Origin of the sequence: Ferrimonas marina, from assembly GCF_900129905.1 — a bacterium.
GTDB classification, from domain to species: Bacteria; Pseudomonadota; Gammaproteobacteria; order Enterobacterales; family Shewanellaceae; genus Ferrimonas; species Ferrimonas marina.
In genome coordinates, this window is record NZ_FQXG01000004.1 from 487,470 (window position 1) to 500,506 (window position 13,037).

15 protein-coding genes and 1 tRNA gene are annotated in these 13,037 nt (G+C 61.3%); 13 read left to right on the plus strand and 3 right to left on the minus strand.

The window, feature by feature from the left end:
• Positions 1 to 43 precede the first annotated feature (43 nt).
• The 13 genes from BUC04_RS12270 to lipA all read left to right on the plus strand — a co-directional run bounded on the left by BUC04_RS12270 (position 44) and on the right by lipA (position 11,305).
• Positions 44 to 562 (plus strand): LPS-assembly lipoprotein LptE, encoded by a 519-nt coding sequence (locus BUC04_RS12270; RefSeq protein WP_143165702.1) that lies wholly within the window; start codon positions 44 to 46, stop codon positions 560 to 562.
• The gene (holA, locus tag BUC04_RS12275; protein WP_067664301.1) at positions 562 to 1,602 is read left to right on the plus strand and encodes a DNA polymerase III subunit delta; all 1,041 of its coding nucleotides are present in this window, start codon (positions 562 to 564) and stop codon (positions 1,600 to 1,602) included. Before BUC04_RS12270 ends, holA begins: the two co-directional genes overlap by 1 nt.
• Entirely contained in the window at positions 1,599 to 2,267 is a 669-nt protein-coding gene (gene nadD / locus BUC04_RS12280) for a nicotinate-nucleotide adenylyltransferase (RefSeq protein ID WP_067664303.1), read from the plus strand. Before holA ends, nadD begins: the two co-directional genes overlap by 4 nt.
• Positions 2,268 to 2,304: 37 nt before the next feature.
• The gene (rsfS, locus tag BUC04_RS12285; RefSeq protein ID WP_067664305.1) at positions 2,305 to 2,634 is read left to right on the plus strand and encodes a ribosome silencing factor; all 330 of its coding nucleotides are present in this window, start codon (positions 2,305 to 2,307) and stop codon (positions 2,632 to 2,634) included.
• A 3-nt stretch (positions 2,635 to 2,637) separates the two neighbouring features.
• Complete coding sequence (gene rlmH, locus BUC04_RS12290) at positions 2,638 to 3,105, plus strand: 23S rRNA (pseudouridine(1915)-N(3))-methyltransferase RlmH (RefSeq protein WP_067664307.1); 468 nt, start codon at positions 2,638 to 2,640, stop codon at positions 3,103 to 3,105.
• The gene (mrdA, locus tag BUC04_RS12295; protein WP_067664309.1) at positions 3,102 to 5,003 is read left to right on the plus strand and encodes a penicillin-binding protein 2; all 1,902 of its coding nucleotides are present in this window, start codon (positions 3,102 to 3,104) and stop codon (positions 5,001 to 5,003) included. Before rlmH ends, mrdA begins: the two co-directional genes overlap by 4 nt.
• A complete protein-coding gene (rodA, locus tag BUC04_RS12300; protein WP_067664311.1) occupies positions 5,000 to 6,106 on the plus strand; it encodes a rod shape-determining protein RodA in 1,107 nt (368 codons plus the stop codon). The genes mrdA and rodA overlap by 4 nt, the downstream gene beginning before the upstream one ends.
• 108 nt (positions 6,107 to 6,214) lie before the next feature.
• Positions 6,215 to 7,186 carry a lytic murein transglycosylase B gene (gene mltB, locus BUC04_RS12305; protein ID WP_067664313.1) on the plus strand — a complete coding sequence of 324 codons (972 nt, stop codon included), beginning with the start codon at positions 6,215 to 6,217 and terminating at the stop codon, positions 7,184 to 7,186.
• Positions 7,176 to 7,958, plus strand: a complete 783-nt coding sequence (locus tag BUC04_RS12310; RefSeq protein ID WP_067664315.1) for a septal ring lytic transglycosylase RlpA family protein — start codon at positions 7,176 to 7,178, stop codon at positions 7,956 to 7,958. Before mltB ends, BUC04_RS12310 begins: the two co-directional genes overlap by 11 nt.
• A 97-nt stretch (positions 7,959 to 8,055) precedes the next feature.
• Positions 8,056 to 9,222, plus strand: coding sequence for a D-alanyl-D-alanine carboxypeptidase family protein (locus BUC04_RS12315; protein WP_067664316.1), 1,167 nt, complete (start codon positions 8,056 to 8,058; stop codon positions 9,220 to 9,222).
• A 127-nt stretch (positions 9,223 to 9,349) separates the two neighbouring features.
• Positions 9,350 to 9,613, plus strand: coding sequence for a DUF493 family protein YbeD (gene ybeD / locus BUC04_RS12320; protein WP_067664318.1), 264 nt, complete (start codon positions 9,350 to 9,352; stop codon positions 9,611 to 9,613).
• Positions 9,614 to 9,690: 77 nt separating this feature from the next.
• A complete protein-coding gene (lipB, locus tag BUC04_RS12325; RefSeq protein WP_067664320.1) occupies positions 9,691 to 10,344 on the plus strand; it encodes a lipoyl(octanoyl) transferase LipB in 654 nt (217 codons plus the stop codon).
• Complete coding sequence (lipA, locus tag BUC04_RS12330) at positions 10,337 to 11,305, plus strand: lipoyl synthase (RefSeq protein WP_067664322.1); 969 nt, start codon at positions 10,337 to 10,339, stop codon at positions 11,303 to 11,305. The genes lipB and lipA overlap by 8 nt, the downstream gene beginning before the upstream one ends.
• A 200-nt stretch (positions 11,306 to 11,505) precedes the next feature.
• Here the strand turns inward: lipA and rimI are convergent, their stop codons facing one another.
• The 3 genes from rimI to BUC04_RS12345 all read right to left on the minus strand — a co-directional run bounded on the left by rimI (position 11,506) and on the right by BUC04_RS12345 (position 12,534).
• A complete protein-coding gene (rimI, locus tag BUC04_RS12335; protein WP_073325881.1) occupies positions 11,506 to 11,955 on the minus strand; it encodes a ribosomal protein S18-alanine N-acetyltransferase in 450 nt (149 codons plus the stop codon).
• Positions 11,946 to 12,281: a DNA polymerase III subunit psi gene (locus tag BUC04_RS12340; protein ID WP_067664328.1), complete on the minus strand. Its 336-nt coding sequence runs from the start codon at positions 12,279 to 12,281 to the stop codon at positions 11,946 to 11,948. Before BUC04_RS12340 ends, rimI begins: the two co-directional genes overlap by 10 nt.
• A gap of 176 nt (positions 12,282 to 12,457) precedes the next feature.
• Positions 12,458 to 12,534 (minus strand) — tRNA-Trp (locus BUC04_RS12345).
• Positions 12,535 to 13,037: the final 503 nt, after the last annotated feature.

Below are 13,037 nucleotides of genomic sequence, written 5' to 3' on the forward strand. Positions count from 1 at the left end.
AGGCGCCCTCCGGGGCGCCTTTTTTAACCAAAAGGAGATGAGGGTGATCCAACGCCTTCTGCTAACCCTGCTGACCTTAAGCCTGCTCAGTGGCTGCGGCTTCCGCCTGCAGGGTCAATACCTGTTTCCCGACGAGCTCGACCAGGTGCAACTGGCCAGCTCCGACCGCTACGGTGAGCTGCACCGGCTGGTCACCGAGCGACTGCGCCTCTACAACATCGAGGTGGTAAGCAACGAAGAGGCCCCGCGCCTGTGGCTGGGGGATGACCGCCTGGAGCGCACCACCCTGTCACTGTTCCCCTCCGGCCAGGTGGCCGAGTACGAGCTGATCTACTCCGTTCGTTTCTCGGTGACCGTCGGCGAGCAGGAGCCGCAGCCGTTCGATATTGAGATCCGCCGCGACTACCTGGACGATCCCCGTACCGCCCTGGCAAAGAACCGCGAACTGGAGCTGCTGCTGGAAGAGATGCGTGCCCAGGCCGCTGATCAGATCCTCCGTGCCCTGGCGGCAACCCGGGTGGATGAGGCCGCGACCCAAGCGGATGAGGCCGACGCCGGCTGATGCGGATCTTCGCCAACCAGCTGCCCGCCCAGCTTAAGCAACTGCCCCAGATCCTGATGGTGTTTGGCGACGATGTGCTGATCCGCGAGGAGTGCCGGGACAGTCTGCGCCAGGCCCTGTTTAGCTCCAGCTATGGCATCGAAGAGCGCCTCTCGCTGGTGCAGGAATCCCCGTTTGACTGGAACGCCCTGCTCAGCGAGTGCCACTCCCTGTCACTGTTTGCCAGTCGTCGTTTGATCGAGCTGGAGCTGCCCAACCTCAAGCCCGGCACCGACGGGGCCACCGCGCTGCAAGAGCTGGCTGCCCTGTTACCGACTCAGCAGGACACCTTTCTGCTGCTGCATGGCCCCAAGGCCGGGCGGGAGCAGACCAACACCAAGTGGTTCAAGGCACTGGATGGAGCCGGACTCTACGTCCAGGCACTGACCCCGGAGGGCCGCCACTACCAGCGCTGGCTCAGCGATCGGGCCCGTCACCACCAGGTGCAGCTGACGCCGGATGCCCTGGCTCAGCTGGCGCCGCTGTTCGAAGGCAACCTGCTGGCGGCGGATCAGGCCCTGGCTCAACTGGGACTGATCAGCGCCGGTGCCCGCATCGAGGCGGACACCCTGGGCCGACTGCTGGAGGACCAATCCCGCTACAGCGCTTTTCAGCTGGTGGACGCCCTGCTGGCGGGGCAGATGAGCCGGGCCTTTAAGATCCTCGGCCAACTGCAGTTGGAGGGCACCGCCCCGAACCTGGTCAGCTGGAGCCTGATCCGCGAGCTCACCCTGCTCTGCCGCTTAGCCCAGGCTCGTCAGGTCGGCACAGCGCTGCCCGCCGCCATGAAGCAGGCCAAGATCTGGGACAAGCGCCAACCGCTCTACGGCAGCACCATGGAGCGCTTGAGCAACAGCCAATTGGCAGACGCCATGGCCGCAGCCGGGGTTTTGGAGCGCGGCCTTAAGGGCGACGGCATGAACGAGGAGAGCCAGTGGCTGGCACTGGCGGATCTCTGTGCCCGCTTCAGCGGCGACTACCAGCCGCTGGAGGTGCTATGAACAAGCCCTTAGGCCTGTTTGGCGGCACCTTCGACCCCATCCACAATGGCCACCTGCGCTGCGCCTTCGAGGTACAGCAGCAGCTCGGCCTGGACCAGGTGCTGCTGCTGCCTAACCACATCCCGCCCCACAAGGCCTCACCGGGCATCGCCCCCCACCACCGCCTGGCGATGGTGGAGCTGGCCATTGAGGGATGCCCTAACCTGGGGGTGGACCGGCGTGAATTGGACCGCAGCGAGCCCTCCTACACCGTCGAGACCCTGGCCCAATACCGCCAGGAGCAAGGTGACCGACCGCTGTGCTTTATCGTTGGCATGGACTCGCTGTTGCAGTTCCATCGCTGGCACCAGCCTGAGCAGATCCTGGAGCTGGCCCACCTGGTAGTCTGCCATCGACCGGATCACCCCCTGCCGGCGGACAGCGAGGCGCAGGGCTGGTTGGCCCGTCATGGCCTGGATAGCGCTGAGCAACTGCAACAAACACCGGCCGGCGGGATCTGGCTGCAGCCGGTAACCCAGCTGGCGATCGCCTCCAGCACACTTCGTGCGCAAATGGCTCGGGGATTGGCGGCAGACTTTCTGTTACCGCCTCAAGTGGTCGCCTATATTGACCGCCATCGACTCTATCGTCACGACGATGGTGGCACTACCGCGAAACCGCTATAATACGCGGCTTTGTGTCGAATATTTGAAGGAGCTTCGGGTGCAAGCAACCGAACTGAAAGACTTTGTCGTTGATAAGATTGATGATTTGAAAGGCCGCGATGTTGTGGTGATGGACGTGTCCACCCGCAGCGACGTGACCGACTTTATGGTGGTGTGCACCGGCACCTCCAAAACCCACGTCCGCTCCATCGCCGAGCACATCTACGTGGAAGCCAAGAACAGCGGCAACACCCCGCTGGGCATGGAAGGCAAAGACGCCGGTGAGTGGGCCCTGGTGGACCTCTCCTCCGTCATTGTTCACGTCATGCAGGCACAGACCCGCGATCTGTACCAGCTGGAGAAGCTGTGGGGCGCTCGCCCGGAATAAGCAATGAAGCTGAAGTTGATCGCCGTGGGCACCAAGATGCCCGGCTGGGTAACCACTGGGTTCACCGAGTACCAACGCCGGTTTCCCCGGGATATGAGCCTGCAACTGGTGGAGATCCCCGCCGGTAAGCGTGGCAAGAACGCCGACATCGCGCGGATCCTGGAAAAAGAGGGGGAAGCGATGTTGGCGGCGGCGCAAGGATGCCGTATTGTCACCTTAGATATCCCGGGCAAGCCCTGGGATACGCCAACCCTGGCCAAACAGCTGGAACGCTGGCAGATGGACGGCCGCGATGTGGCCATCCTGATCGGCGGCCCGGAGGGGTTGGCGCCGGCCTGCAAACAAGCCGCCGAACAGAGCTGGTCGCTCTCCAACCTCACCCTGCCCCACCCACTGGTGCGCATCGTGATGGCGGAGAGCCTGTACCGGGCCTGGAGCATCAATAATAACCATCCGTATCATCGTGAATGAAACGCTATAAGCAACGAGTTGCCTTTCGGGACCATGCCGCCGAAGCGGCGCTGTTTACACGTCGAGCCATCGCCGGCTTTGCCTTTGTGCTGGTCCTGGTTGGCTTGTTGCTGGGCAATCTCTACAACATTCAGATCAACGATCACCAGTCCTACCAGACCCGCTCCAACGACAACCGCATCCGCCTTATCCCAGTCGCCCCCAACCGGGGCCTGATCTACGACCGTCATGGCGAACTGCTGGCGGATAACCGCCCGATCTACTCACTGGAGGTTATCCCGGAGCGCACCAGCAACATCAGCGAGCACCTCGATGCCCTGCAGGAGCTGCTGCCGCTGACCGCCGAACGGCGCGAGCAGTTCGAGGAGCGCCTCAAGGTTTCCCGCCGCTTCCGTCCCTTGACGGTAATCAGTCGCCTCACCCAGGAGGAGGTGGCCACCTTCTCGGTCAACCAGCATCGATTCCCCGGCTTCTACATCGAGGCAGGCCTCAGCCGCTTCTACCCCCATGCCGACAGCCTGACCCACCTGCTGGGCTACGTTGCCCGCATCAACAGTCGCGACCAGCAGCGCATCGACGAAGAGGGCAACCGTGCCCGCTACGCCGCCTCACGCAACATCGGTAAACAGGGGCTGGAGCGCTTCTACGAGAAAACCCTGCACGGTGAGCCGGGCATGCTGGAGGTCGAGGTGAATAACCGCGGCCGCATCGTGCGCACCGTCAATGCCACCCCCTCCGAGGCTGGCAAGGATCTTCACCTGACCCTCGACCTGGGCCTGCAGCGTCACGCCGAGCGGGTTCTGGCGGGCCGACGTGGCGCCGTGGTCGCTATGGATCCCAGAGATGGCGGCATCCTCGCCATGGTCTCCAGCCCCAGTTACGACCCCAACCCCTTCGTCACCGGGATCTCCGGCAGTGCCTACTCCGAGCTGCTCAATGACCGTAACCGGCCGCTGATCAACCGGGCCACCCAAGGCCAGTACGCCCCCGCCTCCACGGTGAAGCCGCTGCTGGCACTGCTGGGCCTGGAAAAAGGCCACATCACCGAGAACACCAAGATCTGGGATCCGGGCTGGTGGCAGATCCCCGGTGTAGAGCGTCGTTACCGTAACTGGAAACGCTGGGGTGAGGGCTGGGTCGATCTCAACAAGGCGATTACCGCCTCCAACGACACCTACTTCTATGAGCTGGCCTATAAGACCGGCATCAACGACATCAGTGACTTCATGTACCAGTTTGGCTTCGGCCAGGGCACCGGTGTCGACATCCTGGAGGAGTCCTCCGGTAATATGCCCACCCGGGACTGGAAGCGGATCCGCTACAAGGAACCCTGGTACATCGGTGACACCATCTCGGTGGGGATCGGCCAGGGCTACTGGACCTCCACCCCGCTGCAGCTGGCGCTGTCCACCACCATCCTGGCCAACGACGGACGTCACCTGGAACCCCATTTCCTGCGGGCTATCAGCAACGACGGCGAACTGGAAGAGAACCGGCCCTCGGAACGCCCACCGGTGGAGCTGAAGCGGCCCGAGGCCTGGCAAAAGGTCAAGCACGCCATGTACCTGACCGCCCACCGCTCCGATGGCAGTGGCTATCGCCAGTTCAACAACGCGCCCTATAAATCGGCGGTGAAGACCGGTACCGGCCAGGTTTTCGGCCTGGCGGAGGACGTCGAATACGACGAGGACAACGTGGCCGAGCATCTGCGGGATAACGCCCTGTTCGTTGGCTACGCCCCCTACGACGATCCGCAGATCGTCATCGCCATCGTGTTGGAAAACGCCGGTTGGGGTGGCGCCAATGCAGGCCCAGTGGCCCGTTCCCTGTTTGATTACTACCTGCTTCCGGAGTACCGCGAAGCCGCCGACGCCATCATCACTAAGGTGCAATCGTGAACGTTCCGCAGAATCAACCCAGCCTGTCCTATCGACTCCATATCGATCTGCCGTTGCTGGTGGGTCTGCTGCTGCTGATGGGGTTCGGCATGCTGGTGCTGTACAGCGCCAGCGGCGAGAGCAGTGCCATGCTGGAGCGTCAGCTGGTGCGCATCACCCTGGGCCTGCTGGTGATGTTTGTCCTGGCCCAGTTTAATCCGGAGATCTTCCGGCGCTGGGCCCTGCCCATCTTCCTGGTGGGCATCGTCCTATTGCTGGCGGTGACCTTCTTCGGCGAGACCAATAAGGGTGCCCAGCGCTGGCTCAACCTCGGCTTTATGGAGTTTCAGCCCTCGGAGCTGATGAAGCTGGGCTTTCCCATCATGATGGCTTGGTACATCAGCCAGTTCCCCCTGCCCCCGCGTAAGCGCTACCTGTTCGGTGGTGCCTGTATCCTGCTGATCCCCACCCTGCTGATCGCCTCTCAGCCGGACCTGGGCACCTCCATCCTGGTGGCCTCCTCCGGGGTCTTTGTGCTGTTTCTCTCCGGCATGAGCTGGATGGTGATCGGCGCCCTGGTGCTGGCGGTACTGGCCTTTATGCCGGTGCTCTGGTTCTACCTGATGAAGGACTACCAGCGCACCCGGGTGATGACTCTGCTGGATCCGGAAAAAGACCCTCTGGGTGCCGGCTACCACATCATTCAGTCCAAGATCGCCATCGGTAGCGGTGGCATCGAGGGCAAAGGGTGGCTGCAAGGCACCCAATCGCAACTGGACTTCCTGCCGGAGCGCCACACCGACTTTATCTTTGCTGTTCTGGGTGAAGAGTTTGGCTACATCGGCGTGGTAGTCCTGCTGGCGCTCTATCTCTTTATCATCGGCCGCGGCCTCTACATCGCCAGCCAGGCGCAAACCGCCTTCTCCCGTTTGCTGGCCGGGTCCCTGACCCTCACCTTCTTCGTCTACATCTTCGTGAACATCGGCATGGTCTCCGGCTTGCTGCCCGTGGTGGGGGTTCCCCTGCCACTGATCAGCTACGGCGGTACATCGATGCTGACTTTGCTTGCTGGCTTTGGCATTCTCATGGGAATTCATACCCATAGACGGTTTATCTCACGATAACGGTTCATCGGCCCTGGCCGGACTCTGTGGCATCCACCGGATACCAACAGTGACCTAAGCACTCGCAAGATAACGACACCGCAACGACAACCCGAAGAAGGGAACGGCATGAAAAAACGGATCATCCGCTGGGCAGCCCCGTTGCTGCTCGGCGCCCTGGCCAGCGTACAGGCCAGCGAGCAGGAGCAGGCCTTCGTTGCCCAGTGGCAACAGCAGGGGCTGAGTGAAAGCTACCTCAACCAGGCATTGGAACTGGCCAAGAAGGATCAGGCGGTACTGGATGCCATCCAGCGCCCCTGGGAAGCCAAGCCCTGGTACCAGTACTACCCCATCTTCCTGACCGAAAAACGGCTGGCCGCCGGCCTGGCCTACTGGCAGGAGCACCAGGCCCTGTTTGACCAGGCCTACGAGGAGTTCGGCGTCGAGCCGGAGATCATCCTCGCCATCCTCGGGGTGGAGACCTTCTACGGTACCTACATGGGCAAGTACCCGGTGCTGAACGCCCTCTACACCCTGGGCTTCCACTACCCGCCCCGTCAAAGCTTCTTCCGCAAGGAGTTTGGCCACTTCCTGCAACTGGCCCAGGAGCAGGGCTGGGAGTTGGATAAGCCGATGGGCTCCTACGCCGGTGCCATGGGGCTGGGCCAGTTTATCCCCTCCTCCTACCAGGCTTACGCGGTGGACTTCGACCAGGACGGCCAGCGCGATCTGTTCGACAACCCGGCGGACGCCATCGGCTCGGTGGCCAACTACTTTGCCCGCCATCGCTGGCAGCGTGGCGGCCCGGTCACCGAGACCGTCAGCCTGAAAGGCGATGCCCAGGTGGACTCAGTACTGTGGAACGGCCGCCGCTTGAGCCAAGATGCGGACACGATGACCGCTGCCGGTGTGCAGCTGCCGCAGGCCTATGAGGGCAAGCTGGGACTGGTCAAGCTGGAGGTGGCCGAGGGGCAGTTTGAGTACCAGCTGGTGCACCCCAACTTCTACAGCATCACCCGCTACAACCACAGCCCGCTCTACGCTATGGCGGTGTGGCAGTTCAGCCAGCAACTGAAGCAGGCGATGGCCGATGCACGCTAGGTTTCTGTCGGCCGCCTTGGTAACCGCGCTCATCGCCGGCTGCAGCAGCGCCCCCAGTGGTCGATACAGTATGGCCCAGGACGAAGCCCCGCAGTCGGCACCGGACCTGGCCCACCTGGAGCAGCCGGTGCCGCGCTATGAACCCCACAGCCGCGGCGGCAACCGCGACTACCAGGTCTGGGGTATCGCCTACGAGGTGTTGCCCAGCGCTGAGGACTATCAAGCCGAGGGGATCGCCTCCTGGTACGGGGCCAAGTTCCATGGCCACCTGACCTCCAACGGCGAAACCTACGACATGTACAGCTTCTCCGCCGCCCATCGCAGCCTGCCGCTGCCGACCTACGCCAAGGTCACCAACCTGAGCAACAACAAGTCGGTGATCGTCCGTATCAACGACCGTGGGCCATTCCACCCGGATCGGGAGATCGATCTCTCCTATGCTGCCGCCTGGCACCTGGATATGCTCCAATCCGGCACCGCCCAGGTAAAGGTGGAGGCGTACCACTTTGATGGCCCCCCCAGCCCGAGCCAGACCGAGCAGACCTACATCCAGCTGCTGGCCAGTGGCGATCAGGCGCGGATCCAGCAGCTCAAGGCTCAGTTGAGCGAACAATATTCCGCGCCGCTACGGGTGACTCAGCAAGACAGCTTGTATAAACTCCAGCTAGGTCCTTTTGACGCAATCGGAGCGGCGGAGCAGTGGCTCAAACAGCTTCAGCTCGATGGTTACACAGGGGCGTTCAAAGTCTCTGATACTAAGGGAAATAATTGAAACTTTTGCGCAGGGTTCACAGTCTCATTGGCTAGACTGTCAATGTTCAACGCGCAAATTTCGGTCACTCACATCACCGACAAAAGTTCTGATAACAATGAATTTCATCAAACGCACACTCATTTCGACCACCGCATTGTTGGCCTCGGCGACCGCTGCAGCCGTTCCCATGGTGATCCCCAATCCGCCCACCGTGGCAGCCAGCTCCTATGTGCTGATGGATTACCAGACTGGCCAGATCCTGGCGGAGGAGAACGCTAACGAGCGTCGCGCCCCGGCCAGTCTGACCAAGATGATGACCTCCTACGTTCTGGGTCAGGAGATCAATCGTGGCAACGCCAAGCTGGATGACATGGTCACCATCTCCGAGAACGCCTGGGCGAAGAAATTCCCCGGCTCCTCAGTGATGTGGATCGAGGTGGGTACCTCGGTCAAGCTGTCCGATCTCTACCGCGGCATGGTGATCCAGTCCGGTAACGACGCCTGTGTGGCGATCGCCGAGCACATCGCCGGCACCGAGTCCGCCTACACCGATCTGATGAACGCCTGGGCCCAACGCCTGGGGATGAGCGATACCCACTTCGCCAACAGCCACGGCCTGGACAGCGACGATCAGCTGACCACCGCCTACGACATGGCCCTGTTGGGTCGCGCCATCATCCGCGACATCCCGGACTACTACCCGCTCTACTCCGAGCGCGAGTTCACCTACAACAACATCCGTCAGCACAACCGTAACGGCCTGCTGTGGGATCGCAGCCTGGACGTGGACGGCATCAAAACCGGCTACACCAGCAACGCCGGCTACAGCCTGGTGAGCTCCGCCACCCGCGGTGACATGCGCCTGGTAGTCGTCGTGATGGGCGCCAAGAGCCCGCAGTCCCGGGAAGCCGAAAGCAAGAAGCTGCTCAACTACGGCTTCCGTTTCTTCGAGACTGTGACCCCCTATAAGTCCGGCGACCAGTTCATCAGCCAGAAGCTCTACTACGGCGACAAGCCCGAGGTGCAACTGGGCGTACTGGAAGACACCCCAGTGACCATCTACCGTGGCCAGGGCGAGCAACTGCAGGCTAACTTCGAGCTGAGCCAGGAGCTGAAGGCGCCGCTAAACCGCGGTGACCGGGTTGGTACCCTCTACTTCCAGCTGGATGGCAAGGACGTGGCCCAGTACCCGCTGATGGTGCTGGAGGATGTCCAGGAAGGCAGCTGGTTCTCCAAGCTGCTGGACTACCTCAAGCTGCTGTTCCTCTCGTTCTTTAACTGAGAGTAACCGCTAACTCATTGAGTTAAGGGGCGACCATCCGGTCGCCCCTTGTCCGTTTCTGGACCAGGCTTGAATTTTGATATACTGGCCCCCATTAAGCGGCAATCAGTTTTACGCCGGAGTATTTATGCAAACCAAATTTGATGAACTGCTGGAGTTCCCCTGCGCCTTCCCGTTCAAGGTGTTGGGCAACGCCTCTGACACCCTGGCCGACCGTGTCGTTGCTGTGCTGCAACAACACGCTCCGGGCGACTACACCCCGACCCAGAAGGCGTCGACCAAGGGCACCTACCTGTCCGTGACAGTGACCTGCACCGTTACCTCAAAAGAGCACGTTGAACTGCTCTACACCGAGTTGAGCAAGATTGACGGGGTTCGCGGAGTCCTTTAAAAGCGTGATCTCTCTGGCATTCCCAGGGGCCACCGGTATAATGCTGGCAACCGTTTTCAACCACGAGTCGTAACAGATTGGTTGCCAGTACCCTTAAAATCCGCCACCTCGGACGCCAGGCCTACGAACCGGTCTGGCACGCCATGCAACACTTCACCGATACGCGTGACGACGACACCGCCGACGAGTTATGGCTGGTGGAGCACGCCCCGGTGTTTACCCAGGGCCAGGCCGGCAAGGCCGAGCACCTGCTCAATACCGGTGACATCCCGGTGGTAAAGGTAGACCGAGGCGGCCAGGTGACCTACCACGGCCCCGGACAACTGGTGGCCTACCCCCTGCTCAACCTGCGTCGGCGCAAGCTCGGCGTACGTGACCTGGTCACTGAGATCGAGAACAGCCTGATCGAACTGCTGGCCCGCTACGACATCGAAGCGGTCGCCAAGGCCGATGCCCCCGGCGTCTACGTCAATGACCGCAAGGTGGCGTCACTGGGCCTGCGGATCCGCAAAGGCTGCTCCTTCCACGGCCTGGCGCTCAACGTCAATATGGACCTCGCCCCCTTCCTGCGCATCAACCCCTGCGGCTACGCTGGGCTCGAGATGGTGCAAACCGCCCAGTTGGGTGGCCCTGCAGAGGTGGATGAGGCCGGCCGTCAACTTTCCGAGATTTTCGTTAACCGGCTGGGCTACCAGCAGGTCATACAACAAGAGGGATCACTCCATGTCTGAAGCCCCGATCAAACTCCAGCCGGGCGTTAAACTGCGCGATGCCGAAAAGGTTGCCCGCATCCCCATCAAGGTGGTGCCCAGCAACCGCGACGAGATGCTGCGCAAGCCCGACTGGCTCAAGATCAAGCTGCCGCCCACCAGCGAACGCATCGACGAGGTGAAGAGCGCCATGCGTAAGCACGGCCTGCACTCGGTGTGTGAAGAGGCCTCCTGTCCGAACCTGTCGGAGTGCTTCCACCACGGCACCGCCACCTTTATGATCCTTGGCGCCATCTGCACCCGCCGCTGCCCCTTCTGCGACGTGGCCCACGGTCGTCCGCTTAAGCCGGATCCAGAAGAGCCGTTGAAGCTGGCCCGTACTATCCGTGACATGAAGCTGAAGTACGTGGTGATCACCTCGGTAGACCGGGACGATCTGCGCGACGGCGGTGCCCAGCACTTTGCCGACTGCATCCGTGAGATCCGCGCCCTGAGCCCGCACATCAAGATCGAGATCCTGGTTCCCGACTTCCGCGGCCGCATCGACCGGGCGCTGGAAATCCTCAAAGACACCCCGCCGGATGTGCTTAACCACAACCTGGAGACGGCCCCGCGGCTTTACCGTATGGCCCGCCCCGGTGCCAGCTACCAGTGGTCGCTGGAGCTGCTGCAGAAGTTCAAGGCGCAGCACCCGGAAGTCCCCACCAAATCTGGCCTGATGATGGGCCTGGGTGAGACCAACGAAGAGATCCGCCAGGTACTGGACGATCTGCGCGCCCATGACGTGGAGATGCTGACTCTGGGCCAGTACCTGCAACCCAGCCGTCACCACCTTCCGGTGAAGCGTTACGTGCCGCCGGCGGAGTTCGATGAGCTGAAGGAGTACGCCCAGTCCATCGGCTTTACCCACGCCGCCTGTGGCCCGCTGGTCCGCTCCAGCTACCACGCTGATCTTCAGGCCCAGGGCAAAGAGGTCAAATAGGTCTTGGGGCTAGGTGCTAGGTGCTAGGTGCTAGGTGCTAGGTGCTAGGTGCTAGGTGCTAGGTGCTAGGTAAGAATAAAAACGCCGCTACGAATAACCGTAGCGGCGTTTCTGTTTCCCAAGCCTTTAGCTTACTCCTGCTCTTTGCCTTTTCTAGCAGGGCGAAGCCCGGCCTAGCTCCTAGTAGGACGAAGTCCGCCCTAAGCACCTAGCGCTATCGACATCAGTACCGCATCCTCGCGCTGCTCACCGGCGGGATAATAGCCCTTGCGCCGACAATCCTCCTGCCAACCGCTGGCCCGGTACAGTCCAAGGGCAGCCAGGTTACCGGCGCGCACCTCCAGAAATGCCTGGGCGACACCGCGCTGAGCAGCTTTCGTCATCGCCCGCTCCAACAGCAGTCGTCCCAACCCCTGTCCTCGACGGTTCGGATCGATGCAGATGTTCACCAGGGTCACCTCATCCAGCACCTGTTGGAACAGGTAGAAGCCCAGCAGCCTCTCCCCCTCCTGCAAGCTTTCCCCCCAATAACCGTCCCCTAAGCAGGACGACAGGGTCTTTTCGCTCCAGGGGTAGGGATGGGCACGTAACTCCAGAGAAAACAGCTCAGAGAGCCGGTGAGAGCCGGTAGGCTGATAGCTTAGAGCCAACGCTGCAGTCCCTGCCAAAGCCGACGCTTCGCATCCGCCTGGTTGAGCTGAGCTAACACTGTGCTGTGCAGCTGGCTCGGGCTGGCCGGCAAGTAGTGCTTCATATGCCAGTAGCGCTTGGCCTTCACCTCAGTATCTTCCTGGGCCAGGGCGACCTGCTCTTCGGAAAGGCTCAGCAACGCCAGCACATCCTGTACCAGGGGATGGGACAGGGTGTCGGGATCCTCGCTGAGGATACAAAGCTCAATGGGGCGTGCCGGCACCTGGTAGGGGGTGATCCCCATCTGCTGCAGGGTGGCGACTTGTCGTTGGGAGAGAGTGCTCATGGCGCCGAGGATACCATAGGCGGAGCCTGCTCTGCAGGTAGGGAAAAGGGTCAGCGCCAGGGCGAGCTCAGCCAGCCCCTGTCGCGAGCATCAGATATCAGCGATAGCCGCTTTGCTGCAACAAAACGCGGACACAAAAAAACGGCTTAGGTGAGACCTAAGCCGTTTCTTGAAGATGGCAGGGGTAGACGGACTCGAACCGCCAACACCCGGATTTGGAATCCGGTGCTCTACCAATTGGAGCTATACCCCTAGCGAACGAGAGAGGATTATAAGGAAGCACCGACAAAGGTAAAGGCCTTTTTCACCGAAACCCCTTCAACTGCGCGCTTTCTCACCACAGTGGATAGGGAAGCAGCAACTCGCTTTCGCCTTAAGACTCATGCCCCAACCAAGCCCCCAAACGCTGCGCTTAAGCCTAGTCGATCTGTACCTGTTTCGGTTCGATAGCGGACACCTTGGTACCAGGAGTCAGAGCGCCCATCACGAAGCAGTGCAGTGCCCGAACGCGGAGACAGGACGAAGTGGACCGTTGCGCAGCAACGCAGCCACTGAGGTGGAGGCACGGAAGCCGACAGACAGCAGCTACAGGGACGTACGCTCGCTCAGCACTTAATTTGGGCAAATACGAAAAAGCCCCTGTCCAAAGGACAGGGGCTTAATCTTAATAGGTGTCTGATAGGCAGGATGCCTGAATGCCGCGATGCCATGGATGGCAAGGAGCGGCGGGCAGTGACCAAGGCTCACATGGACTCT